Origin of the sequence: Pedobacter aquatilis (assembly GCF_032678405.1) — a bacterium.
Taxonomy (GTDB): domain Bacteria; phylum Bacteroidota; class Bacteroidia; order Sphingobacteriales; family Sphingobacteriaceae; genus Pedobacter; species Pedobacter aquatilis_A.
The window spans coordinates 347,160-372,109 of sequence record NZ_JAVTSJ010000005.1 but is presented as its reverse complement, the minus strand read 5'-3'; the positions used below and the strand labels follow the sequence as shown (position 1 = coordinate 372,109).

Annotated in this window: 28 protein-coding genes; 17 read left to right on the top strand and 11 right to left on the bottom strand. The window is 36.4% G+C overall.

Going from position 1 to position 24,950, the window contains the following annotated elements; genetic code table 11:
- Positions 1 to 134: 134 nt before the first annotated feature.
- Genes R2R71_RS15390 through R2R71_RS15375 form a run of 4 tightly spaced genes read left to right on the top strand, consistent with a single transcriptional unit; the run spans position 135 to position 2,602 of the window.
- A complete protein-coding gene (locus tag R2R71_RS15390; protein WP_316832169.1) occupies positions 135 to 1,481 on the top strand; it encodes a DEAD/DEAH box helicase in 1,347 nt (448 codons plus the stop codon).
- On the top strand, positions 1,482 to 1,754 hold the full coding sequence (locus R2R71_RS15385) for a hypothetical protein (RefSeq protein WP_316832168.1): 273 nt from the start codon (positions 1,482 to 1,484) through the stop codon (positions 1,752 to 1,754).
- 55 nt (positions 1,755 to 1,809) lie between these two features.
- Positions 1,810 to 2,145 (top strand): gliding motility protein GldC, encoded by a 336-nt coding sequence (gene gldC / locus R2R71_RS15380; RefSeq protein ID WP_316832167.1) that lies wholly within the window; start codon positions 1,810 to 1,812, stop codon positions 2,143 to 2,145.
- Positions 2,146 to 2,191: 46 nt separating this feature from the next.
- Positions 2,192 to 2,602 carry a hypothetical protein gene (locus R2R71_RS15375; RefSeq protein WP_316832166.1) on the top strand — a complete coding sequence of 137 codons (411 nt, stop codon included), beginning with the start codon at positions 2,192 to 2,194 and terminating at the stop codon, positions 2,600 to 2,602.
- Here R2R71_RS15375 and R2R71_RS15370 read toward each other — a convergent pair.
- The 3 genes from R2R71_RS15370 to R2R71_RS15360 are packed head-to-tail and all read right to left on the bottom strand — an operon-like array spanning position 2,592 to position 4,022.
- Positions 2,592 to 3,095, bottom strand: a complete 504-nt coding sequence (locus R2R71_RS15370; protein WP_316832165.1) for a lipocalin family protein — start codon at positions 3,093 to 3,095, stop codon at positions 2,592 to 2,594. The genes R2R71_RS15375 and R2R71_RS15370 overlap by 11 nt on opposite strands.
- Positions 3,096 to 3,151: 56 nt before the next feature.
- Entirely contained in the window at positions 3,152 to 3,541 is a 390-nt protein-coding gene (locus tag R2R71_RS15365) for a hypothetical protein (protein ID WP_316832164.1), read from the bottom strand.
- A gap of 1 nt (position 3,542) precedes the next feature.
- Entirely contained in the window at positions 3,543 to 4,022 is a 480-nt protein-coding gene (locus R2R71_RS15360; protein WP_316832163.1) for a methylated-DNA--[protein]-cysteine S-methyltransferase, read from the bottom strand.
- A gap of 157 nt (positions 4,023 to 4,179) precedes the next feature.
- On the opposite strand from R2R71_RS15360, the gene R2R71_RS15355 reads away from it, so the two are divergent.
- The 4 genes from R2R71_RS15355 (at position 4,180) to R2R71_RS15340 (ending at position 7,396) form a co-directional block, all read left to right on the top strand.
- Positions 4,180 to 4,845: a heme exporter protein CcmB gene (locus R2R71_RS15355; protein ID WP_316832162.1), complete on the top strand. Its 666-nt coding sequence runs from the start codon at positions 4,180 to 4,182 to the stop codon at positions 4,843 to 4,845.
- Between the two features lie 50 nt (positions 4,846 to 4,895).
- Complete coding sequence (gene ccsA / locus R2R71_RS15350) at positions 4,896 to 5,558, top strand: cytochrome c biogenesis protein CcsA (protein ID WP_316832161.1); 663 nt, start codon at positions 4,896 to 4,898, stop codon at positions 5,556 to 5,558.
- Positions 5,559 to 5,622: 64 nt separating this feature from the next.
- Positions 5,623 to 5,841 (top strand): CcmD family protein, encoded by a 219-nt coding sequence (locus R2R71_RS15345; protein WP_316832160.1) that lies wholly within the window; start codon positions 5,623 to 5,625, stop codon positions 5,839 to 5,841.
- 133 nt (positions 5,842 to 5,974) lie between these two features.
- Positions 5,975 to 7,396, top strand: a complete 1,422-nt coding sequence (locus R2R71_RS15340) for a Glu/Leu/Phe/Val dehydrogenase (RefSeq protein ID WP_316832159.1) — start codon at positions 5,975 to 5,977, stop codon at positions 7,394 to 7,396.
- Positions 7,397 to 7,462: 66 nt separating this feature from the next.
- Here the strand turns inward: R2R71_RS15340 and R2R71_RS15335 are convergent, their stop codons facing one another.
- The 4 genes from R2R71_RS15335 to R2R71_RS15320 all read right to left on the bottom strand — a co-directional run bounded on the left by R2R71_RS15335 (position 7,463) and on the right by R2R71_RS15320 (position 13,269).
- Positions 7,463 to 9,070, bottom strand: coding sequence for a Na+/H+ antiporter (locus R2R71_RS15335; RefSeq protein WP_316832158.1), 1,608 nt, complete (start codon positions 9,068 to 9,070; stop codon positions 7,463 to 7,465).
- A 61-nt stretch (positions 9,071 to 9,131) separates the two neighbouring features.
- Positions 9,132 to 10,481: a hypothetical protein gene (locus tag R2R71_RS15330; protein ID WP_316832157.1), complete on the bottom strand. Its 1,350-nt coding sequence runs from the start codon at positions 10,479 to 10,481 to the stop codon at positions 9,132 to 9,134.
- Between the two features lie 63 nt (positions 10,482 to 10,544).
- Positions 10,545 to 12,587, bottom strand: a complete 2,043-nt coding sequence (locus R2R71_RS15325) for a hypothetical protein (RefSeq protein ID WP_316832156.1) — start codon at positions 12,585 to 12,587, stop codon at positions 10,545 to 10,547.
- 1 nt (position 12,588) lies between these two features.
- A complete protein-coding gene (locus R2R71_RS15320) occupies positions 12,589 to 13,269 on the bottom strand; it encodes a hypothetical protein (protein WP_316832155.1) in 681 nt (226 codons plus the stop codon).
- Positions 13,270 to 13,520: 251 nt separating this feature from the next.
- Here R2R71_RS15320 and R2R71_RS15315 point away from each other — a divergent pair, with 251 nt between their 5' ends.
- The 9 genes from R2R71_RS15315 (at position 13,521) to R2R71_RS15275 (ending at position 20,636) form a co-directional block, all read left to right on the top strand.
- Positions 13,521 to 13,952 carry a cytochrome c maturation protein CcmE gene (locus tag R2R71_RS15315; protein WP_316832154.1) on the top strand — a complete coding sequence of 144 codons (432 nt, stop codon included), beginning with the start codon at positions 13,521 to 13,523 and terminating at the stop codon, positions 13,950 to 13,952.
- Between the two features lie 8 nt (positions 13,953 to 13,960).
- Positions 13,961 to 16,426 (top strand): cytochrome c biogenesis protein CcsA, encoded by a 2,466-nt coding sequence (gene ccsA / locus R2R71_RS15310; protein WP_316832153.1) that lies wholly within the window; start codon positions 13,961 to 13,963, stop codon positions 16,424 to 16,426.
- A 2-nt stretch (positions 16,427 to 16,428) separates the two neighbouring features.
- Positions 16,429 to 17,193, top strand: coding sequence for a Rossmann-like and DUF2520 domain-containing protein (locus R2R71_RS15305; RefSeq protein ID WP_316832152.1), 765 nt, complete (start codon positions 16,429 to 16,431; stop codon positions 17,191 to 17,193).
- Positions 17,194 to 17,233: 40 nt separating this feature from the next.
- On the top strand, positions 17,234 to 17,566 hold the full coding sequence (locus R2R71_RS15300; RefSeq protein WP_316832151.1) for a 2Fe-2S iron-sulfur cluster-binding protein: 333 nt from the start codon (positions 17,234 to 17,236) through the stop codon (positions 17,564 to 17,566).
- 112 nt (positions 17,567 to 17,678) lie between these two features.
- Entirely contained in the window at positions 17,679 to 17,921 is a 243-nt protein-coding gene (iscX, locus tag R2R71_RS15295) for a Fe-S cluster assembly protein IscX (protein WP_316832150.1), read from the top strand.
- A 59-nt stretch (positions 17,922 to 17,980) separates the two neighbouring features.
- On the top strand, positions 17,981 to 18,508 hold the full coding sequence (locus R2R71_RS15290) for an HAD-IIIA family hydrolase (RefSeq protein WP_316832149.1): 528 nt from the start codon (positions 17,981 to 17,983) through the stop codon (positions 18,506 to 18,508).
- A gap of 119 nt (positions 18,509 to 18,627) precedes the next feature.
- The gene (locus tag R2R71_RS15285) at positions 18,628 to 19,458 is read left to right on the top strand and encodes a universal stress protein (RefSeq protein WP_316832148.1); all 831 of its coding nucleotides are present in this window, start codon (positions 18,628 to 18,630) and stop codon (positions 19,456 to 19,458) included.
- A gap of 152 nt (positions 19,459 to 19,610) precedes the next feature.
- Positions 19,611 to 19,997: a Spy/CpxP family protein refolding chaperone gene (locus tag R2R71_RS15280; protein ID WP_316832147.1), complete on the top strand. Its 387-nt coding sequence runs from the start codon at positions 19,611 to 19,613 to the stop codon at positions 19,995 to 19,997.
- Between the two features lie 75 nt (positions 19,998 to 20,072).
- Complete coding sequence (locus R2R71_RS15275) at positions 20,073 to 20,636, top strand: Maf family protein (RefSeq protein ID WP_316832146.1); 564 nt, start codon at positions 20,073 to 20,075, stop codon at positions 20,634 to 20,636.
- Positions 20,637 to 20,661: 25 nt separating this feature from the next.
- Here the strand turns inward: R2R71_RS15275 and R2R71_RS15270 are convergent, their stop codons facing one another.
- The 4 genes from R2R71_RS15270 to R2R71_RS15255 form a co-directional block, all read right to left on the bottom strand.
- The gene (locus R2R71_RS15270) at positions 20,662 to 21,582 is read right to left on the bottom strand and encodes an exopolyphosphatase (protein ID WP_316832145.1); all 921 of its coding nucleotides are present in this window, start codon (positions 21,580 to 21,582) and stop codon (positions 20,662 to 20,664) included.
- 1 nt (position 21,583) lies between these two features.
- On the bottom strand, positions 21,584 to 22,300 hold the full coding sequence (locus R2R71_RS15265; protein WP_316832144.1) for an SDR family NAD(P)-dependent oxidoreductase: 717 nt from the start codon (positions 22,298 to 22,300) through the stop codon (positions 21,584 to 21,586).
- Positions 22,301 to 22,395: 95 nt separating this feature from the next.
- A complete protein-coding gene (locus R2R71_RS15260; RefSeq protein ID WP_316832143.1) occupies positions 22,396 to 23,736 on the bottom strand; it encodes an ABC transporter permease in 1,341 nt (446 codons plus the stop codon).
- A gap of 3 nt (positions 23,737 to 23,739) precedes the next feature.
- Positions 23,740 to 24,636 (bottom strand): ATP-binding cassette domain-containing protein, encoded by an 897-nt coding sequence (locus tag R2R71_RS15255; protein WP_316832142.1) that lies wholly within the window; start codon positions 24,634 to 24,636, stop codon positions 23,740 to 23,742.
- Positions 24,637 to 24,950 lie beyond the last annotated feature (314 nt).

Genomic DNA, 24,950 nt, shown 5'->3' with positions numbered 1-24,950 from the left:
TAAATTAGTATCAAGTAGAAAGTATCGGGTATCAAGATTGGGTGGATGAAAGGTGGTAATTTGTATTAAGTTCAGGATTAGGTTTTAACCATCCACCTTCAAACCATCAACCTTAATCACTATCTTTGTGCGCTATGGCAAAATCGTTCGAAGAATTTAAGTTAAACAGGCAGATTTTAAATGCAATTGCCGATGCAGGCTACACCGTTGCTACGCCAATACAGGAAAAAGCAATTGCTCCGGTTTTATCAGGGCAGGATATTTTTGGTATTGCTGAAACGGGGACAGGTAAAACGGCGGCTTTTGTGTTGCCCATTTTAATGCAGTTGAAATATGCACAAGGCGAAAATCCAAGGGCTTTAATTTTGTCGCCAACGCGAGAACTGGCCATGCAAATTGCAGAGCAAGTGAAATTGTTTTCAACCTATACAGATTTAAGATCAGTAGTGGTATTTGGCGGTATAGGTCCGAAAGCGCAGAAGGAGCAAATTGCAAAAGGAGTAGATATTTTAATTGCTACGCCTGGGCGTTTCCTTGATTTATACTTGTCGGGTGACATTAATACCCAAAGCCTGAAATTTCTGGTACTTGATGAGGCAGATAAAATGATGGACATGGGCTTTATTGGCTCAATACACCGTATTTTGGAGATTGTGCCCCGCAAGCGACAAAATTTGCTGTTTTCGGCAACGATGAGTGAACTGGTACAAAAAATCGCCGGTGATTTCCTGAAGAATCCAACCATCATCGAAACTTCTGAACAGGCAACGCCTGCCGCCAATGTAGCACAGACTTTGTATTACGTTCCGAATTTTAAGACTAAAATCAATCTCTTACAGCATCTTTTAAAGAATGATGAGGCTTTTACCCGTCTGATTATTTTCTGTAAAACAAAAACGGTAGCCGATAATATTTTTAGCTTTATTGAACGCAGGTACGGTGCCGAAAATGTTCGGGTAATTCATGCTAATAAAGGACAGAACACTCGAATAAATTCCATTAACAGTTTTAAAGAAGGAAACATTCGCGTGTTGGTAGCCACTGATGTGGCAAGCCGAGGAATTGACGTGAGTGATGTAAGCCATGTTATTAATTTCGACGTGCCGATTATTATCGAAGATTACGTACACAGAATCGGACGTACGGGAAGGGCTTTTGCAAAAGGTGATGCCATAACTTTTGCAACAGACGCCGAGAAATATTATATCCGGAAGATTGAGAAGCTCATTCGGCAGTATATTCCGGTAGCTGAAATTCCTGAGGGTGTTTACATCGATGAAACTCCTTATGAAGAGCGCCAGCATATTGCCCGTGAAATTGATATGCAGAAACGGAAAGAAGATCCTGACTTTAAAGGTGCTTTCCATGAGAAGAAAAATGCAAAAGTGATTGAGCAAAAGGCAAGAGATAAGGCTAAAGCAAAAGCTGGTAAACAGGTTAAATCTTTCAAAAAAGGTAAACGGTTTGATAAGAAGAAATAAATGAAGTTAAGGATTACACCATTAAATATAGTTGGCGCTGTTAGTTTGGGTTTAGTAGCCGTAAATTTATTTTCTGCTAAAGCTATCACACCCGGACATATTGATTTAAGCGGTTTTTACTTGCTTATTCTGGGTTGTTTAATTCTGGTAACTTTTATTACCGATTTGATTTTTCGTTTTACCTTAAAAGATTTAAAAAGGATCTGGATTGTGGAATCTGCTTTTATTATTATTACCCTAGTGTTGATGGTAATATTACAAAAAGTAACATAAGATAAACATGAAGTCTTTACTAAAATAAGCATCTTTGCAACCGTAAAAAATTAAAATGAAAACAGCAGAAATAAAATTAACAGTTGAATTAGACGAGGGCAATAACCCTGATAATATTCTTTGGGAAAGTTCAGATTCCGTAAACTCAGATAAAGTTCCGGCAAAGGCCATGTTCTTATCCGTTTGGGATCATAACTATAAAAATACCTTGAAAATCGATCTTTGGACTAAAGATATGCCTGTTGATGAAATGAAACGTTTCTTCTATGAAACCTTACAAACCATGGGTGATAGTTTTTTAAAAGCAACCAACGAAACTTTAATTGTTGAAGATTTGCGTGATTATTGTGCGCATTTCGCCGATAAGATGGGTATTATCGAAGGGCAATAGTTTCATGTTCAGTTAACCAATTCAAACAATTAATAAATTTCGAACGATGTTGGTTTTAAATAAATTCAGGGCCTGGCTAGGGATATTATTATGTGTAATTGCAGCATTTTGCCCGATGTTAAAAGTTCCTATTAAAGGGAACTGGAACTTGTATCAATCAGATGCCAGGTTATTTTTTATCACGTTTGCCATTATTGCCTTATCGGTATTCTTTTTGTTTATTCGGAAAGTAGGCGCATTTAAGTTTATGGGTGTCGTGATGGCCATTTGGTATGTTTTAGCAGTTGTAGCTGTGTATTTTACAGCGCACAACTACACAAAATACGGCTTTGCCAACAAGTTAATCGGAAAAGTTGTTCATTTTCAATGGGGATGGATTGTATTTCTTGTTGGTGTTATTTTTATGCTTTTCAGTACTAAACGAGGAGAAAAGCTTACACCGCAAACTAATCTTTAAACTGCGAAGTCAGTTTTTCAACTTCATAACCCTTCGCTTTGCAGCGGGCAACAATTTCATCATGAGTTTTCTTAAGCATAGCCTGATTACGGCTCATGATGAATAAAAACTTATGGTCGGGGTGGCCTACTACCACATAAGAGTAATCATCGGCAAGTTCTATAATCCAATAATCTACTTTAATCGGCCAGACAAATTGTGCTTGCAGCGCTCCATCTTTTCCTTCTTCTGATGGAAACATTTTCGAATTCCTGGAGTATACTTTTTCGTCGTTAGGCTTTTTATAGGTGGTTAAAACATTATAAAAACCATCTTTATTTAGGGTGTATTTCGTTGTGGTTTCCCTACTTCCTCTGTCGAATATGGTTGGAATGGAATAAAGCGAATACCAGGTTCCTGAATATTTTTTCAGGTCCAGCTTATCAATCGCTGTATTTTTTTCTGCTGCTGAAAAATTTAATAACAGGAGTAAAACGGCGCAAACGAATTTCATAACATTGAAGATTTAATGTTATTTACGCAATTTAGTTGCAATCGGTTTTTAAATGATTAGTCTGCAATAAAATAATCTTCAGTTTCCTCATCCAGAGGAATATAAATCCTTTCCCATTCAGTACCATCAATAATTTCCCAGGTATGGCCAGTTCCTTTTGTATCGTTAGCAATTAATACAATGCCTGGCTCAAGAATAAACGTTTTTCCACTGGTAACAGTAAATTTTAGTTTCCCTTTTAGTGTAATTACAAACTGCCTGCGAGGCGCCGGGTGCGATGCATATTGTAAGGAGGTATCTGTTTGGGCGAAAAAATGAGTGGCATTAACATGTTGTCGGATATTGAGCTTTCCTATTTCGAAATCACATTTATCCGCTTCAATGTTAATTAAACGTATCGCTTTTAAATAATCTGGTGTACCGGCTTGTTCTGGATTGGTATTCATCTTAAAATTTTAATGTAGTTTGTCCTTTTTGGGCAATTTCCCGTTCATGTTGTAGAAGCCATTGCTTTCGCCATAAGCCGCCGGCATAGCCCACTAATTTGCCGTTGCTGCCAATTACTCTGTGGCAAGGAACCACAATGGCAATGTTGTTTTTACCATTTGCTGCGGCGATGGCTCTAATAGCGAGTGGTTTATGTGCCGAAAACTTTGCATAGGAAGTTGTTTCTCCGTAAGGAATGCTGAGTAGGTTTCGCCATACTTCCTGCTGGAAATCAGTTCCTTTCTGTTTCATGGGGAAATCGAACTCTTTTAAATCGCCTTTAAAATAAGCTTCCAGCTGCCGGGCTACATTTTTGGTCAATTCATTTTCAGGTAAACCATCAATATCCTTTTCTGCAAAAGTAACAGCATAAACAAAGTCATCCTCAGCAAGGATGATGATATTACCTATGGGCGAAGTTATAACTGACGCGTATTTCATGTTTTTTTGCCACGGAAACACGGAGACCGCGGAACAGAAGCGTTCATTTTTTTGTGTTTCCGTGGTAACCTAATCTGTGGATATTGCTTTAAACAATATTACAACAAACCTACAATTTCCGCTGGCAATATTTCACAATAAAAGTATCTTTGCGGTTATGCAACTGGCCAAAGAGGTTAAATACTTAATCCACAAGGAAGTACTGTTAGAGTGGCGCTCCAAATACACCATTAATGGTATACTACTATATGTGGTTTCAACTATTTTTACCTGTTATCTATCTTTTGTCAGTTTAAGCGATAAGCTGGCATGGAACGCCTTATTCTGGATCATTATTCTTTTTGCCTCTATAAATGGCGTTTCTAAAAGCTTTTTACAAGAAACCAAAGGCCAGCAATTGTACAGCTACATTTTGGCAAGCCCGGCTGCGGTACTCATCTCAAAAACAGTTTATAATATTTTATTAATGCTTGTGCTCACTACAATTGCATTAGGCTTTTATACACTCGTTTTCGACTCATTTACACCACCCGATTTAGCACTTTATTATATTGCTGTAATATTAGGGAGTATTAGCTTTTCTACGGTATTTACAATGGTTTCTGCAATTGCCAGTAAAGCAGGTAATGGCGGTATGCTTATGGCAATTTTAAGCTTTCCGATTATTATACCCGTATTGATACTTTTGATTAAGCTGGCTAAAAACGCTGTAGATGGTTTGCCCTGGGAAAACAGTTACGATGAAATAGGCATGTTGCTGTTGGTTAACGTGCTTACGGTAGCAACCTCTTTATTGTTATTTCCTTACCTTTGGAGAGACTAAAAACGTAAGATGGATGATGTAGAATGGAATCATTCAAAAATTAAATATATATGAATAAAACGTGGTGGAAAATTTTAGGGTCGGTACTGGTTGTTTATACTGCAATTGCAGGTTTATTATTAGGTGTACCTAGATTAGCTATTTTAAATGAATCAATCAGAAACCTGTATTTTCACGTACCGATGTGGTTTGCCATGATTGTGCTTTTTTCGATATCGGTTTTTTACAGCATTAAAACATTAAGCACCAAAAGTGAAATCGATGATATGAAAGCTGTTGAGAGTGTGAATGCGGGAATTATTTTCGGTATTTTAGGGCTTGTAACCGGTGCTGTATGGGCAAAATATACCTGGGGACAATTCTGGAGTTTCGATCCGAAACAGAACTTTGCAGCGATTTCTGTTCTATTGTATTTCGCCTATTTAATTCTTCGCAACGCGATTGACGAAGAGCAAAAAAGAGCTAAAATTTCTGCGATTTATAATATTTTCGCTTTCCCGATGATGGTGGTATTGTTATTTGTTTTACCACGTTTAAAAGACTCATTACATCCTGGAAATGGAGGCAACCCGGGCTTTAACAGTTACGATTTGGATAGCCGAATGCGTATGGTGTTTTATCCGGCATGTTTGGGTTGGATCTTAATCGGTTACTGGGTGTATACCATCCGTTTCCGGATCCGATCAATAGAAGCCAAACAACAACAAAATTAACCGTCGGAACTTAAAGCCCGCTCACAACACCAATTGGTTAAACAACCAAAAAATTAAAAAAGAAATGAAAAAAATATTATTCTCCCTTATATTAATGCTTGCAACTGCACAATTATTTGCTCAGGATAATGGCGTGGAAATGGCCGATAAGCTGCGTAGCGACGGTAAAATTTACGTTGTGGTAACTTGTATCGTTATTATTTTACTGGGTTTACTGGCCTATCTTTTCTCAATCGATAAAAGATTAAAAAAAATAGAAAAAGAAAACTCACCTAAAAACTAAGTTTAAACGTTTTAAACCAGTTTTTTGAACCGAAAGTAATTGGTGTTTGCTTTACACTAAGTGTTTTTTCATTTGGAGATATGCGGTTTTTTTAGGCAATTTTGCGCCATACTTAATTCATAAAAAAGAAAAAATGGCTAATCTAGCAGACGAGAACAAGTTTTTTGCTGACGTATGCAAAAACTTTGACAGTGCGGCTCAATTCACCAATCATCCTGAAGGTTTATTGAACCAGATTAAAGCGTGTAATAGTGTGTATCGTTTCCAATTCCCTATTCGCAGAGGAAACGGTTTTGAAGTTATCGATGCATGGCGTGTAGAACACTCGCATCACATGAGCCCGACAAAAGGTGGTATTCGTTACAGCGAAATGGTTAACGAAGATGAGGTGATGGCACTTGCAGCCTTGATGACTTATAAATGTGCTATCGTAAACGTACCTTTCGGCGGTGCTAAAGGCGGTATCAAAATCAATACGAAACAATATAGTGTAGCGGAGTTAGAAACCATTACCCGTCGTTATACCACAGAATTAATCAAAAAGAATTTTATTGGCCCTGGTATCGATGTTCCTGCTCCGGATTACGGATCTGGTGAACGCGAAATGAGCTGGATTGCGGATACTTATATGACTATGAATCCAGGTCAGCTGGATGCCCTGGGCTGTGTAACAGGTAAACCTATTGCATTACACGGTATCCGTGGACGTAAAGAGGCTACTGGCCGTGGTGTTGCTTATGCAGTACGCGAGTGTGTAGAAGTTGCTGAAGATATGGCTAAACTTGGTTTTAAAGCTGGTTTGGGTGATAAAAGAGTAATTGTTCAGGGTTTGGGTAATGTTGGTTACCACTCTGCTAAATTCTTAGCTGAATTTGGTGCTACTATTGTTGGTTTATGCGAATTTGAAGGCGCTATTTATAATCCGAATGGCTTAAACGTTGATGAAGTTTTCGCCCACCGTAAAAATACAGGTTCAATTTTAGGCTTCCCAGGTGCTACCGATTTTAAAAACTCAATGGAAGGCTTGGAGCAGGATTGCGATATCATCGTTCCGGCGGCATTGGAAAACCAGTTTACTGAAGCAAATATCCGTAACATTAAAGCAAGAATTATCGCTGAGGGTGCTAACGGGCCAACTACTCCTGAAGCAGAAGCTATCTTTAAAGAAATGGGTGGTATCATTATTCCAGATATGTATTGCAATGCTGGTGGTGTTACTGTATCATACTTCGAGTGGTTGAAAAACCTTTCTCACGTAGCTTTCGGTCGTATGGAAAACCGTTATGCTGCTAACTCAAATGCAAATTTGATTGCTACTTTAGAAAACCTAACAGGAAAAACTATTCTTCCTGAGCACCGCTTAATGATTGTTAAAGGTGCATCAGAAATGGAACTAGTAAACTCTGGTTTAGAAGATACCATGATCCATTCATATCATGAAATTCGCGAAACGCTGATGGTTAAACCTGGTACACAGACATTAAGAACCGCTGCTTTCGTTAATTCAATTGATAAAATTGCAGTTTCTTATATGAACTTAGGTGTTTGGCCATAAAAAGCTGAAAGGCTAAAGCTTAAAGCAAAAAATCCTTGCAGATGTTTAACTTGCAAGGATTTTTTATTACGATGAAGTAACACTGAGCTCTTCTAAGTCAAGCCGCCATTCTTCTTTTCGTATTACTTCGTCATCATAATTTTTATTGCTTTTTAAATGGTGCAATTCATCACGTTGAATTTTAATTAGCGTGAGTACAATTTCCTGATAGGCTTTTAAATCTTCCTTATTTATCTCACCTCTTTTAAAAGCTTGAATATTATCTTTTTTCTCTTTTAAAGAATGATGTAGTTCGGCTTTTAAATTAACCATCAATTCATTGTGTGTGCATTGATGCTGGTAATCGGCATTTAGTTTGTCTAATGAAAGATCGATTAATTTTAGCTTAATCTGATCAGTCTGCTCTTGTTCTGACAGTTTACTTTTCGCTTCAGGAATTTTCAGTAATTTAATTACAAATGGTAGGGTTAGCCCTTGTAGAACCAAGGTAATGAAGATGACCACAAAGGTGATAAACAAGATCAGGTTTCTTAAAGGGAAAGCAACCGAATCAGAAATCATTACCGGAATAGAAAGTGCTGCGGCTAAAGATACAACGCCCCTCATTCCCGCATAAATAATTACTACATATGAGTGCCAGGTCATATCGCGATAGCGTACTCTGGTTTTTTTATTAAAGAGTAGTGTAATCTGAGCCGTTGAAACCAACCACAGGGAGCGGACAATAAGTGCCAATACACTTATCCCAAAACCATAACCTATTGCTTTTCCTATAGGGTAATCCGGACCAAGCCCGTTTACAATATCTGGTAAAGCCAAACCAATTAATATAAATACTACACCGTTAAGCATAAATATTAAAGACGACCAAACATTAACTGTTTTTACCCTGGAATTTGAGGTGAGAATTATGTGAGACTGGCTCGAGAGTAATAACCCTCCGGAAACGACAGCCATAACACCGGAAACCTCAAAATGTTCGGCAATTATGTACATGAAATATGGCGTGAGTAGCGTTAAAACGGTATCAATGTTATCAGTTGTAGGCAAAAAGCGGTGAATTAGATAGAAAATGCCTCCGATAACCAAACCAATTAAAATGCCAAGGCCGGCAACAGTAACAAAGCTTACCGCGGCATCCTGTATTACAAATGTTCCGCTAACTACGGTTGCCAAAGCAAATTTAAATACGATTAAACTGGAAGCATCGTTAACCAGGCTTTCACCCTCAAGTAGCGAACTGACTACTTTAGGTATTTTCATGCCTTTTAAAACAGCTGCGGCCGCTACTGCATCGGGAGGAGAAACAATGCCGCCTAGTAAGAAGCCTAATGCCAGTGTAAAACCTGGGATAAAGGCAACAGAAGCATAGGCAACGGCTACCGAGGTAATGAATACCAAACCTACAGCCATTAAAAAAATGGCGCCTTTATATTCCCAGAAATCTTTCCAGGATGTAAACCAAGCTGCTTCGTAAAGCAGGGGAGGTAGAAAAAGGAGGAAAACAATATCAGGGTCTATTTTTATATTTGGTATTCCGGGGATAAAACCAATAAGCAAACCGGCCAGTACCAGGAAAATCGGGTAGGAAATTTTTATTTTCTGGCCAACCATAACCAGCAGGGTTACGCCCAAAAGTAGAACCAGAATGAGAATCAGATTGTCATGCAGCATTTAAAAGATGTTTTACGGTTAATTTACGAATATATCGGCGAATTTAGCTTTTAAGTATAATTTACAAACTGTTTAATAGCTGGAATAATGAGTTTATATCTCTATTTACCATGCTTAACTTGCCTTCAATTTTAATTTCGCCAGTATTACTTGCTTTTCCACTCATGGTTAATTGCGTAAGATTTTTGAAATAGCGGGTCGTTAAGGGTTGATTAAGCTGTTTATTTAGTTTAATAAAATTTACATTCAAGGCAAAAAAGTCATCGGTTTTAGCTGTTTTTGTAGCTGTTTTGTGGTGTTGTTTTGTGCTTAGAACAAGCTCTTTATCGGTGTTGCTAACCAACACTTTGTATAATGGAAATGCCGCTTTATTTAGTGTGCCACCATCGGGATTAATAATGTTTTGATGGCTAAGGTAATTTTTCAGGCCCTTTACATCGGCAGCTATATTGACAACGAAATCAGGGATTTCCTTTTTCTGCAGGGCTACCTTTTCAACTTTTTCAAAATCATCATTATAATCATACGTAATTATTGAATCGGTTTGTAGAATGGTGTTGGTCCATTCGAAAGCTAAAGAGTTCTTGTAGTATTTTGCCAGGCTATCGCGTTCTACATGTACATTTTTAAGTTTATAGGTTTTGTTTTCAGCTTTAGCAAAACCTGCATTTAACCAAAAACTTACCGTACTGTTTTTATCAGCTACAGGATGCGGAAATCCACTGTTAAGTATTGTTCCAACTGGTTGATTAAAAGTATTCAGGAAATTTACCTTACCATTTTCAAAGTTCAGTTCCGCATAGGTGGTACCCATTTCGTAACAGATATGTTTGTGCGCATTAATCAGATTCCCAAACTTGTATTTATTGATTTCTTCAAAGTCTTTTTGGATAAGGATATCCGCCAATATAGCATCGTAGTTATTTATTTCATTTGATAGCACAATTGCAGCAACCTGTTTGTTGTAATAAACACTAAAATTTCCTGGTTTGGATTTAGCACATTTTAGCTGTCCAGCTTTCTTCTCAATTCTCAACCCGGTAACAGTTTTTAAAAAGTTTTCAAAATCGTTATAGTCTTTAATTTCCAGTCGTGTGAAGATTGCCGATTTAGGTTGGTTTTCAAGCGTGTATAAATAAATGCTTGCCGGAATTTTTAAGCCATGTTCGAAACCAGAAAATTTTGAATCTTTTCTTTTGCTAAAATCCGATTTGAAATAGAACGCCGGATTAGAAATGATGTTGGCGGCTAAACTTTTATAAAGCTCATCTACATTGATTTTTACAAGCGATGTTATCTGTTTAGGTAGTTTAACCCGATTGGCATTGTATTGCCTGTATTTAAAGGTTCCGACAAAAAAAATAAGCAGCGATAAAAATATCACTGCAGTTATTTTTAAAAATTTCTTCATGCAATTGGGTTAACTGTCTTAAATAATGAACTGGTTAACTTTAATTGAGTGTTGCAAGCTTTGTTATTTTGCAGCATTTTCAATTAACGAAAATAAATATTTCAGTGCATTTTCATGGCCGTTAGGTATTTCGGCACTAATTTCAGCCGATACGAGATTCCCTTTAATGGGGTTAGATTTCATGTATATGTTACCCATCTTCCCTAAGGTTTCATTGAATTTTTTAGCGGTTTCCTGTCCGCCAAATTCTTCAACAGGAACTTTACCAGCCAGATTTTTGGCGTTAAATAAGAAACTGTAATTGTTTTTTGTAAGCAGGGTTTTATGGGCTTTATTAATTTTCGAGTTAAAGGTATTATTGCTGATGCTTTGCAGCTCTGTTAAGGAGTTGCCGAAAAAAACAATGCCATCCTTTATCATGAAATAAATGTCGACCGGACTTTTTTTCTCCTCAATTTTATAAATATTATCGTTTGTACTCAGGTAGTTTTTCTTAACACCGTATTTGATAAGTTTGTTAAATAAACGATTATCTTCAGAAGAAAACATGAATAGAAAATCGGGTAGGGTTTCCTGTTTGGTTTTAGTAACTTCTTTACGGTTATAATCATCATCATACTCATAAGAAGTGTAAGTAACTTCTTTACTTTTCAATCCATTAATAACAAACAAGGCATCGCCTTTTATTACGTTACTTACAGCTTCCTCATCCAGTAAAAGTGAAAATAAATCAGCTCCCAGTTCAATTTCGTCTTTTACATTTCCCCCTAAAAACGAACCGTAAGTTTGTTCAAAATATTTTGGAAATTCTTCCAGATAAGCTTTGGTATCCATGGAATAACTCATAAAACCGATTGCTTTTTCGCTGTTTACATAGTTTTTGAATTTTTTATTCAATTTCCGGTTCATTATTTTTTTATACGAATCGGCCTGTTCTTTAGCTAATTGAACACCAGTACTAATTCGGAAACTCTTTTTATCCATATAAAGTTTGGCACTTAAACTGCCATAGCCCTTCAATACTCCTGCATTTCCATATGCGCCAAACTCGGGGGCCATAGTATTATAAACATCCTGCAAGCTCGAAATCCACAGTTCGGCGATGGCTTTATCATTTAAGCTAGATGTATACGACTTATTCTTTTCGATGGATTCGTATGATGAATTGAAAATTTTATTGGATTGCTCAGTCATCCAAACAAAGGCCAATTGTTTTGCTTTAGCATCTTGTTCTGCTTTTTCTTTTTGATATGCCGCGTATTGATCATCTTCATAGCCCGGAGGAGGTGGCGTATCTACATCCATGCTATCCGTAATTGCTACCGTTGTAGCTACAATTTCTTCAACCTCATGGCTAGGGTTGCTTTTTCTGTTTTTTACTTTAGCCTTAGCTTTATTTTTTGACGATTTCTTTTTACCGACGCTTTTTGTTGAAGTTGTTTTTTTCGTAGTTGTTTTCTTCTGAATTGTGTTTTTTACAACTGGTGCTGATATAGTTTCTTCAATAACTGGAGCTGTAGTAGTAATGTAAGTAGAATCAACAGCTACCATTGCACTATCTGTAAGATCCTCGTATTTGTTTTGATATCTGATATCTTTAATACCGTATTTAGCAGATTTTACAGAATCTGCAAAGAACGAACTTTTGATGCTTCCTGTAACAAAGTACATCATGCTGTTATTCCATTTTAAAATACTGGTGCTGTCGGGCAAAATCAATGTTCTGATATCACCATTCGCTTGCACCTTACTTTCTTTGTTGTTTATTAAACTTTCAAACTTCGATGCATCTTTAATCGGAATAAGAAAACAGTGATAAGTAATGCTGTCACTTAGTTGATTGAAATAGTACATGTTTTTCTCCAGATTAATCCCGAAATCTTCAATACTGGTGAAATTTTTATCAAGCGATTTAGACGTTTCACTAAGAAGCTTTTTTCCTACAAATGATTCGTTAAAATCGTTTACAAACATTAGTTTGAAAACGTTATCACCTTTAATTGTGGCAACTGTGAAGGCATTTGCCGGAATTTTCTTTACTAAATCCTGAGCGTAATTTAGTTTGGCGAGCAGTAAAATTGTAATAACGATTAGCAGTTTTTTCATTTTATTTAGATAGTTGTATTTGATTGGAGACGTTTATTTTTCCGTTGATTAAATCCATAATACTGCTTTTAAGCATTACGGCTTTTTTAGATTTTGAGATGTTTGATGCCAGATTGCTGGTGTTTGTTACAAGCGATTCGAAACGGTAAATACTGGTGTAGGTGGCACCATTAAATACTGCCTTATCCTGACTTTTTAACTTATTGAATTCGGTTTTAGCCGTACTAACAGGCTGATATTTCCGCACAAAAGTTCTTGTGGCTTTATTAAAACTGTATGATGAAGTATTGGTAGCTTTAATTTTCTGTTGTGCTAAAATGTTCCTGGTAATGTTATTGATATTAGAAACATCTTTAAAATTAAAGCTTATGGTAGCAATGTAATTGTTAAAATCACTAGTGCTTTTAACATTCGAAATCCCCTCTGATTTTTTCAGGTAAGCTACAGCCTCGCCTAATTCCTGCTGGATTTTCTGCTTACTCGGTACTTTATACCCCTGAACGCTATCTAAAAGCATAACTGAGGCGATTTTAGTTTTGCTTTGGCTAAGATTAATGGTTAATGTAACATCACCTGTCCCATCATTTCGCATTGTAATTTCTTCAATTACTTCAAAACACGAGCTTAAAGTAGGAATTAAGGCAATAAACAGTAAAAACTTGTAGAATTGTTTAAGCTTCATAGCGAGTTACATTAGATTATCTGTACGAGAGAAAAGAAACCATGATCCGAATGTTCAAACTTAATAATTAATGCTAAGAGTAACTGATTTTATAGAAAATATTTAGAACTGATATAAATAGTAAGCTGAATCAATTTCAAAGTGCTTAAATGATCAGCTAATTGTCAGTATAAAGACAAGAAATATGTAAATGAATGTTCGCTAAGCCTATTTTTTTATCTTTGTTGCCAGCTTTTACAAGTATACATAAAATGAAAAAAAGTGCAATAATCGGTTTAATCACCATCGCAATTTCAGTTGGAATCTTATTTAGCTTAAATGCTAATACAGATACTTATTCTAATTTCAGCGAAGCGGCAAGCTCAAATAAGGAAGAGCATGTTATGGGTTATTGGGATAAATCTCAGGGCACTTATTATGATGCAGTTAAAGATGCCAATCATTTCTCTTTCCACATGAAGGATGAAAAAGGTGAAATTCGCGAAGTAATCTACAGCGGAACAAAACCTCAGGATTTTGAGAAATCCGAAAAACTGGTTCTTATCGGAAAAATGGATAAGGATAAATTCTATGCCTCAAAAATTTTAATGAAATGCCCTTCAAAATATAATGATAACCTTGTTGAAATCAATAAAGATGGTAAGGTTAAAGAAGTTGGCAAATATGGCGAGAAAAAAATATAATCAATTTAATGGACATTCAATTTGTAGGCGAAAACCTGTTACCGGGTAAAATCGGACAGTTTTTTATTGTGTTGGCATTCAGTGCATCGTTATTATCAACAATTGCATATTTTTATGCCAGTCGCGAGAAAAATTTAGAAGATAAATCCTGGAGAAACCTTGGTAGGATTGGATTTCTGGTAAACTGGGCAAGTATTATCGGTATCGGTGTAACCCTTTTTTATCTCGTTTTAGGTCATTATAATGAATACAGTTATGTTTACTGGCATTCATCAAAAGAATTGCCGATTTACTATATTATTTCTGCTTTTTGGGAAGGACAAGAGGGAAGTTTCTGGCTTTGGGCTTTCTGGCAATCCTTTTTAGGTGCGCTTTTAATCTGGAAGGCTAAAACCTGGGAAAGACCTGTAATGACCGTTATTGCCTTTTCACAGGTATTTCTAACCTCGATGATGCTCGGTGTAGAGATTTTCGGGGAAAGAATCGGAAGTTCTCCTTTTATTCTGCTAAGAGATTCATTAGACCTTAAATCGATGGCGCCTGTAGTTTTCGCAAATCCTGAAAACTTCGCCAATTATTTGAAATTTATTACTGATGGCAGAGGTTTAAATCCATTATTGCAAAATTATTGGATGGTTATTCACCCACCAACCTTATTCTTAGGTTTTGCGAGTATGGTGGTTCCTTTTGCTTATGGAATCGCGGCACTTTGGCAAAAAAGATATAAGGAATGGATTAAGCCTGCTATGCCATGGACACTTTTTGCGGTGATGGTGTTGGGAACAGGTATTATCATGGGATCTTTCTGGGCTTACGAAGCACTAAATTTTGGTGGTTTCTGGGCATGGGATCCTGTTGAAAATGCTTCTTTAATTCCATGGTTAACGCTTATCGGTGCGGTACACGTAATGATTGCCTATAAAAACACCGGGCATGCTTACTTCACTGCAATTGCATTGGTTTTTTTAAGTTTCCTGTTGGTGCTTTACGCATCATTTTTAACCAGAAGTGGTATTCTGGGCGATACTTCGGTACACTCATTTACCGATATGGGCATGTTTGGTCACTTGATTCTTTACAATGTTGTGTTTGCCGTTTTAGCGGTAGTCCTTATTGTAGTTCGTTGGAAAGAGTTACCGATTACCACTAAGGATGAGGAAACTTATTCACGCGAATTCTGGATGTTTATTGGCGCTTTAGTGGTTACAATTGCCTGTATTCAGGTTATATTTTCAACTTCAGTGCCGGTATTTAACAAGGCTTTTGGTACAAAATTTTCGCCGCCTATCGATGCTGTAAAGTATTACAACCAATGGCAGGCACCTTTTGCCGTATTGATTACGCTTATTTCAGGCTTTTCTCAATACCTGAAATACAAAAGGACCGATCCACGTAAGTTTTACAGCAGCCTGGTTTCGGCTATTTTATTTTCAGTTGTTTTAACAGGAGGACTGGTATATATAGCAGGTATTTATACCAATACCATGTACATACTAATTACGTTCAGTTGTTTATTCGCTATCTTGTCCAATGCAGCTATTTTATATCAGGCATTCGGCGGAAAAGCAAAGCTTGCAGGTGCTGCAATTGCACATATTGGTTTCGCTTTCTTAATATTAGGTGCATTGATTTCTGCTGCAACCAATAACCCAATTTCGATTAACGTAAATAATTTCATCCCGGTTAAGGATTTCGAAAAAACTGAAAAACCTGGTGAAAACATTATGTTATACAAGAATGAGCCTAAAAAAATGGGTAAGTATACGGTTACCTATGTAAGCGATACAACGGAATTGCCTAACACCATTTACGAACTCAATTTTAAAGTTTATGACGATGAGGGTAAGCTAAAAGAGGACTTTAACTTACATCCGCATGTTCAGGATAATGAGAAGATGGGTTTAATTGCTTCACCAGATACGAAGCATTACTTAACTTATGATGTTTACACACACATTACAAGTGCGGCGATTAAAAAAACTGCTCACGACGACCATGAAGGCCACTCGGATGATGAGAATTATAAAGCCCCACGTATAATTAAGGTTGCTGCTGGCGATACCATTCATACATCGAGCGGTATTGTAACGGTAAAAGCATTAAATAACAAGCCAACAGCTAAAGATTTAGCACTTGCCAATGGCGATTTCGCTGTAGGTTTACCTTTGGAAATTAACGCTAGTGGTAAAATATACAATACAGAACCAATCTTTTTAATCAAAGGAAATAACACTTTCGATTTTGCCCGTAAGGTAGATGAACTCGATTTGAAATTCCGTTTTTCAAGGGTATTGCCTGATGAAAAGAAAGTTGAGCTGCAGATTTTCGAAAAACCACAGCAAGCAAAAGACTGGGTTGTATTTAAAGCTATTGAATTCCCTTACATAAACCTTTACTGGTCGGGTACAATTATAATGGTTGTTGGTTTCTTATTGTCGATTTTTAGAAGACGAAAAGAAGCTAAAACTGCATAGAAATGGATATTGTTATATTAGGTTCTGGAAATGTTGCTACACATTTAGCCTTAGCATTAAAAACTGCAGGCGAAGATATTGTGCAGGTTTTTAGCCCTGATTTAACTCATGCAACTGTTCTTGCCGAAAAGGTAAATGCAGAGCCGGTAAATAATCCATCAGCAATTACACCTGAAGCTGATTTATATATTATTGCGGTTAAAGATGATGCAATCGCAGATGTAGTGAATTATCTTAAAGCAGTTAAAGGCCTGGTTGTACATACTTCTGGTACAACAGACATAAAAGTACTGTCTTCAGTGATAAAAAATGCGGGGGTATTTTATCCGCTTCAAACATTTTCTAAACAAAAGGAAGTTAATTTTAAAAACATTCCACTTTGTTTAGAGGCAACTGATGCTATTCAGCTTGGGCAATTAAGCCGGCTCGCTAAAAAGTTAAGCGATAAAGTTTATCAGCTAGATGGAGCGAAAAGAAAAGTATTGCACCTTGCGGCCGTTTTTGCATGTAATTTTACCAATCATTTATATGCGTTATCAAACCAGATTTTAGCTAAAAATGACTTGGATTTCGATATTATACGTCCTTTAATTGCTGAAACTGCCGATAAGGCTATGACTGATTTGCCTGAAAACGTACAAACTGGTCCGGCGGTAAGAAATGATGAAAGCACTATAAATAAGCATTTAACCATGCTGACAGACCTGCCTGAACTGCAGGAAATTTATCAAACCTTAAGCACTAGCATTAAATTACTACATAAATAGTATAATTGCGGCTTTTGCTTATTACTTTTGCAAAATAATTATGAGCATTTTTAAACTGAAAATAAATTTTGAAGAAGCAGATCACGAACCAATAGAATTACCTATAGCGGCGGGAGAATCTGTTTTAGATGTTTGTCTGGATAACGGAATCGAATTACAACATAATTGCGGTGGTGTTTGCGGCTGCAGTACATGCCATGTGTATGTAACCAAAGGCATGGATAACATCGAAGAAATTTCCGATAAAGAAGAAGATTTTATCGATAGGGCAGTTCGTCCAAGGATTACTTCGAGATTAGGCTGCCAGTGTGTGGTAATTAACGGCGATATCGAAGTAACAATTCCTGACCAATCAGGCTTCATGGGACATTAAAATTGTCTGAAGTTTCTAACTAAGGCCTATACGATATAGCACATTAATTAAATCCCAAACTGTTTATCCGATTTAACAATTTACCAAATCAACATTTTAACAAGAACAAAACATGAATAACGATAAATTTGCTTTACCCTTTTACTGGAATGATTACGAAGATATAGCAATGTCTTTGTATGAGAAATTTGGTGATGAGTTTGGGGAAACTAAAATATACCGTATCCGTTTTACCGATTTATTAGAATGGGTTTTACAGTTGCCTAACTTTAAAGGCACCCGCGAAGAAAGTAACGAAGGCCATTTAGAGCAAATTCAATCGGCCTGGGTTTACGAATGGCGGGATAATCAATAAATATAACATTGTTCGATGGCCTGAGGTACCAAAATTCAGGCCATCTAAATATAACCTCTATGTTTCTCCAGAAGCTAAAAGATATCACAACATTTGTATTTGATGTTGATGGTGTTTTAACGGATGGTTCGGTTCAGGTAACCGACAATGGCCAATCGCTTAGAACCTTCAACATAAAAGATGGCTATGCTATGCAACTGGCAGTAAAACGTGGTTATAATCTTTGCATCATCTCTGGTGGTGATGGTGTTGCAATGGGAAAAAGATTTTTTAATCTCGGAATAAAAGATGTTTTCCTTGCCGCAGGCGATAAGGTGGAAATTTTTAAAAACTACCTTTCAGCTAAAAATATTACCGCCGGTGAAGTACTTTACATGGGGGATGACATACCCGACCTCAAGGTAATGCAACTAGTAGGTCTAGCTACCTGTCCGGCTGATGCCGTTGAGGAAATCAAAGCAATAGCCAATTTCATATCGCCATACCAGGGCGGGAAAACTGCTGTTCGTGATATCATTGAAAAAGTGATGAAAGTTCAGGGGAAATGGTATGATGAAAACCCAAATGCTGCCGATTCCGGTAAATAAGATTATAATTTAAAGACATTTAAAATTTGCAATAAACTAGATAAAACGCGAAATTTAACTAATAATTAATCAATCGATTGATTAATTATTTTAATACAGAATTTGTTAAATTTAGTTTTATGAGCACTTACCTTATACCAATCGATTTTTCTAAAACAGCTATTCATGCGGCTAAATACGCTGCAAAATTAAGCCGTACCAGAAGCAATTTTAAGCTAATCCTATTAAATGCCTATTATGTTTCCGATTACGAAAGCATTTTTTCGGTACCCGACATGATTATTACTACAGATAAGCAGGTTGCCGACGAGGTTAAGGAACGACTGGCTGCTTTGCAGAAATTAAAAGAAAAGCTTTTGGAAATTAATCCTGATGCGGAGATAGAAGTTTCTTTAACACGTGAAACGGTTTTAAGGTCGATTATCGACTGGATTAATAAAGAAGAAATCGATTTAATTATTATAGGCAGTAATGGTAAAAAAGCGAAAGATGAAAGCGATATTGGCTCAAATGCAATCATTATTTCAAAGGCAAGTCCGGTTCCGGTATTGGTTGTTCCGCCTAAAGCCGATTACCAGTCGATCAGGAAGGCGGTATTAGCCTGCGATTTTAAAAAAGTCAGGGAGGTGATTCCAATGCAGGCCTTAAAAGATATATTAAGTAAACACGCTATTGAACTACTGGTTTTAAACATTAATTCAGGGCATACGGTTGATTCAAAAGAAGCACATTTTCTGCATGATATGCTGAAAGACTTTTCTCCTACCTATCATTACTCTGAACATCCGGATACGATAAAGGGTATTGTTAAGTTTGCAAAAGAAGAAGAAGCCCATATAATAATTGCATTGCCCAAAAATTATAGTTTTTTTCAAAGTCTGCTGCACGAAAGTGTTTCTCAAAAGCTCACCATTAAATCACATGTGCCTGTACTACTGCTGAAAGATTAACGTTAATTTATCAGCGTTTAACTATTTTTGTTTTGCAACACTTAAGTTACAAATCGGCTTTAAACTTTTGCGATTCTCACGATTCAAATAAAACTGAAAATTTAACCAAAAATTGAGCAGTAAATTGCTCGAAACAACTAAAAACAAAAAACATGAAAAAATTAATGATGATTTGTGCATTGTTATTCTCGGTAATAACTTATGCAAATGCGCAACAAGGCGGTGGACGTATGGGCGGTACTCCAGAAGAGCGGGCAAAAAGAAATACTGATCAGTTAGCTGAAAAATTAAAATTAACTGAAGATCAGAAAACTAAGGTTTTGGCTATTTATACTGCTCAGAACGCAGAAATGGCTAAAGCAAGAGAAGCAGCTGGAGATGACATGTCGGGAATGAGAGAAAAAATGACCAAAATGATGGGTGAAACAAACACTAAAATTGAGGCTGTTTTAACTGATGAACAAAAACCTGCTTTTAAAACTTTATTAGAAGAACGAAAAAAAGCAATGGAAGCCCGCATGAATGGCGGAGGTCAATAACATCCATTTTTAAATAAATAAAATAACAAAAGCGGCTTTATGTCGCTTTTGTTATTTTAGCGAAAAATTACTCAGATGATCCAAAACTTACCGATTATACTTGCTTCGAAATCACCCCGCCGACAAGAGCTTTTAAACCTGATGGGACTAAACTTTAAGGTAGAACTAAAAGATGTTGATGAAAGTTACCCTGAAGGTTTAAGCCCAGCGGAAATTGCGGTCTACATTTCTGAGAAAAAAGCCAAGGCCTTTCATGCCGAAAACGAAATCATTATAACAGCTGATACTATTGTTGCTTTAAAAGATGAGATTTTGGGTAAACCTGTTGACAGAACCCATGCACAGAAAATGTTAAGGAAACTATCGGCTAGTAAACATGAAGTTTATACCGGGGTAACTATTGTGAAAAACAATACAAGCAGATCATTTTATGATGTAACTGAAGTTACCTGCAAACCCGTTACCAATGAAGAAATAGATTTCTATATTGATAATTATAAACCTTACGATAAGGCTGGGAGCTACGGTGTTCAGGATTGGTGGGGAATTGTAGTTGTAGAGAAAATAAATGGCTCCTATACCAATGTAATGGGCTTACCAACTGAAAAGCTTTATAAAGAACTTTTAAGCTTTCTATAACTTCTTTTGATACAACCTATAAACTTTATTTCTTACTTAATCCAGCCAAAACGCCCATTTTTAAATCGTAGGTAGATAAGGTTCGGTTATTAATCTTTAATCTCCCCAAAACATAATTTGTAATAAGTGCGGCGATAACAATCATATCAACCCGTAATGGAATCATTCCGGGCATTTGTGCCCTTTCGTCGTGACTTGCATTAATCAGTTTTAAGGTAGTATCGATATAGTCATCATAATCAAAGCGATATGTTTTTGCAGTAGCAATATCAACCGATTGGTTTTGCTTTCTTACAATTAATTCTGCAAAAGTTTCGAAAGCACCTGCTGAACCAATTAATGTAGTTGGTTGGTGTTTTTCGCAAATTTCGAATAAATCGGTAAGCTGATTTTGAATATGACCCAGAATGGCTTGTTTCTCCTCATCTGTAATGGGATCTGATTTAAAAAACTGCTGCATTAATCTGGCTGCTCCAATATTATAGCTTTTCTTCCAAAGGATTTTTTGTGGATCACATAGGATGAATTCAACACTTCCTCCACCAATATCCATAATTAAAGATCGCTCCTTAATAGCACCACTAAGCTTAACACCTTCATATATGGTTTCAGCTTCCTCATCACCAGATATAATTTCAATTTGGATATTTGCCTGCTCTTTTGCTGCCAAAACGAAATCGTTTCCGTTTTCTGCACTTCTTACCGCTGAAGTAGCAGTTGCCCGAACTTTATCTACCTGATGTTGTTCAATTGTTTTGTTGAAGTCTTTTAAGGTGTTAATTCCCCTTTCAAAAGCCTGTGGAATGATAATGTTTTCGTTTATGCGCCCTTCACCTAATTTAACCGGTACATTGGTTTTGTAAATAATATTTAAATCATTAGCTGTTTGTTCGGCGATAATGAGGTGAAAAGTGTTTGTTCCTAAGTCGATAACGGCAAAGCGCATATTAAATTTTTTTAAGCAAATATCGGGGTATAATTTTAGATGTCCATGCAAATAAACGCCATCTTTTACTCACGTAAATTACTTCATCATTACGCTCGATGCCCATTAGAATTTGTTTAGCCGCTTTTCTTACGGGTGTAACCCAAAATAAATGGTCGCCTTTAGCCATCGAGGTGTCAACAAAGCCTGGTCTTATGTCTAAAATACTGATTCCAAGCTTCTTTTTTGCTGATTTTCTTGACAGACCTTCCAGGTAATTAATCTGATAAGCTTTCGAAGCACTGTAGGCAGGAGAAATGTCGTTTCCGCGTAAACCCGCCACAGAAGTTATTGCGGCAATGTGGCCATATCCTTGTTTCTTAAAGTAATCGAATGTCCAGGTAATAACGTTGGTAAAAGAGCGAACATTTGTATTTATCGTGTCCTGCTCAATTTGATTATCAAGGTTTTCATTAATCTCTCCATAGCCGGCACTGTATACTAAAATGTCATAACCTCCTAATCGTTCAATCAATGAGGTTAAATTATCTATAAGGTTTTCCTCGTCGTTAACATCAAAACAGGAGCCGAAAATATGCTCAGGATTTTGGTTTTCAATTTCATTTATCAGAATCTGGCGTTTACCTGTAATGCCAACCTTATATCCCTTAGCCGACATTTGAACGGCCATTGATCTGCCCATACCTGAGGTGGCACCAATAATAATTACTTTTTTCAATTTTGTGCTGAAAAATATTTATTTAAGTTACAAAAACAGTTTTAATAACGTTTTGATAATTAATGATTTATGTGTTTTTATTTGCTGGTCGCACCTTAGTTTTTATGCCAGAACCATTTGGCCATTTCTTTAAAACTGGCTTTTTTGCCATACATTAAAATACCAACCCGATAAATTCTGGCAGCAAACCATACGGTTCCGATAAATCCGGCTATCAGAATTACCATTGATAACGCCAATTCCCAGCCTGGTACCCCATAGGGAAGGCGTACAACCATGGCAATAGGAGAGGTAAAGGGAATCATCGAAAGCCAGAAAGCTACATTTCCATAAGGATCATTTGTAACCACACTTAGCGAAAGTGCATAACCCAAAAGTAATGGCATCATTACAGGCATCATAAACTGTTGTGTTTCGGTTTCGCTATCTACGGCTGATCCAATTGCAGCATACAATGCACTATAAAAAAGATATCCACTTAAAAAATAGAATATAAATACCACAATGATTTTTCCCAAATCAAGGTTTTGAAGGCTTTTTTGTATATCACCTATAGGGCTTTCGTTAACAGCTGCTGCCTGTATTTGTTGTGTGCCAGTTGTTTTTGCTTTAAGCTGCGTACTAGATGAAACTATTTCCTTTGCATCATCTTTGTTAATAAAGACACTTACTGCCAAAGCCGATATCGAAAATGTTAACACAATCCAAAGCAGGAATTGTGTTAAACCAACCATTGCAATACCAATAATTTTACCCATCATTAATTGAAAAGGCTTTACGGAAGAAATCATGATTTCGATAATTCTACTGGTTTTTTCTTCGATTACACCCCGCATTACCTGTACACCATAAAGCATGATAAACATGAACATCAGCACACCGGCCACAAAGGCAATAATTGTGCTTGCACCTGCACTGCTGTTTTCTTCTTCGCCGGTGTCGCCAATTTTCTTCGTATTGATATTTACTTTACTCTTCAGGTTATCTAAATCGGTTTGCGAAATTCCGGATTGCTTCAATTTATAATCACGTATTAAGTCTTCAATTGAATCGGAAATTCTGCCATCCAAAGTTAAACCGGCTTGTTTAGTTCCGATGAGCTCAATCCCCTTTGGGTTTTCAATGTTAAAATCGGGCAGGTACAAAATGTAATCATAGCCGCTTTTGCTCAGGTTTTTCTTTAAAGTTTCAAATGATTTGTCTACGTATTCGTAAGTTACATTTTTATTCGAGGCCAGTTTTTCTGTTAAGGTTTTGTTATCGTTTATAACGGCAACCTTATCTGTTTTATCATTAATACCTTTTATTGAAAAGTAAATGATAAGGCCATAAAAACCAGCAATAATCAAGGGGGTTAAAAAAGTCATGATAATGAACGACTTTTTTCTAACCCGTGATAAATATTCCCTTCTGATAATTAGTAAAATCTTATTCATAGTCTAGTTTTTAACCTTTTCAATAAAAATATCATTCATATTAGGAATTACTTCAGCCAGATTAAGGATGCTCACCCTTGGTATCATTAAACTTAAAACATCATTCGCAGTGTAATTTTCCTTTAACTTAAGTTTAAGGCTTTGGCCATCTTTGGTTTTACCTTTTTCCAATACATCGAATAAAGCATTATTTTCAAAATCCTCATTTCCGTTATATTCTATGCGATAGGTATTATTTCGATAGGAAGCTTTGATATCATCAACAGCACCATCTAAAATCTTTTTTGATTTGTTAATTAATGCGATGTTATCACAAAGTTCTTCAACACTTTCCATCCGATGCGTGGAAAAAATGAAGGTTGTGCCTTGAGCATTTAATTCGAGTATTTCGTTTTTTATTAAGTCGGCATTAACAGGATCAAAGCCGGAGAAGGGTTCATCAAGAATTATAAGTTCTGGATTATGCAATACGGTTGCTACAAACTGTACTTTCTGCTGCATGCCTTTACTTAAATCTTCAACTTTCTTATTCCACCAGCTACCCATGTCTAATTTTTCGAACCAGAATTTAATGCGTTTTGTAGCTTCTGTAGTACTTAAGCCTTTAAGTTTCGACAGGTACAAAACCTGCTCGCCAATTTCCATTTTTTTATACAGACCACGTTCTTCGGGGAGATAACCAATCTGATTGATATGTTCTGAATTAAGCCTTTGTCCGTTAAAGGTAACCTCACCACTGTCTGGTGCTGTAATTTGGGTTATAATCCGGATTAATGATGTTTTTCCTGCACCATTAGGGCCTAAAAGTCCAAAAATCTTACCTTTTTCAACTTCCAGACTTACCTCATCAAGCGCACGATGATTGGCATATTGCTTTACGATATTTTTTACGCTGAGCATAGTTAAAGTTTTAGTTGCTTATTAGTCGTGAAAATTAGCGAAAGGTTACAATAAAGATGATTTTATCCCATTAATTTATTTTATCCTGATTTTACATGCGAATTAGTAAAACAGGTATTTTGAGAATTTTAAAACAAATTACACACTTCGGATATTATAGTTATGAAGCGTTTAACTTTTTGTATTTGAGTGCTTTAGGAAGCAGCAAAAATATTAAAAAATTAAATTCTTCAATTTTTAGCCAAATATTTCGTGTAATAAAAGTAATCTTCAAAAACAGTTAACTTGTTGATTATAAGTTAATTGTATTATTT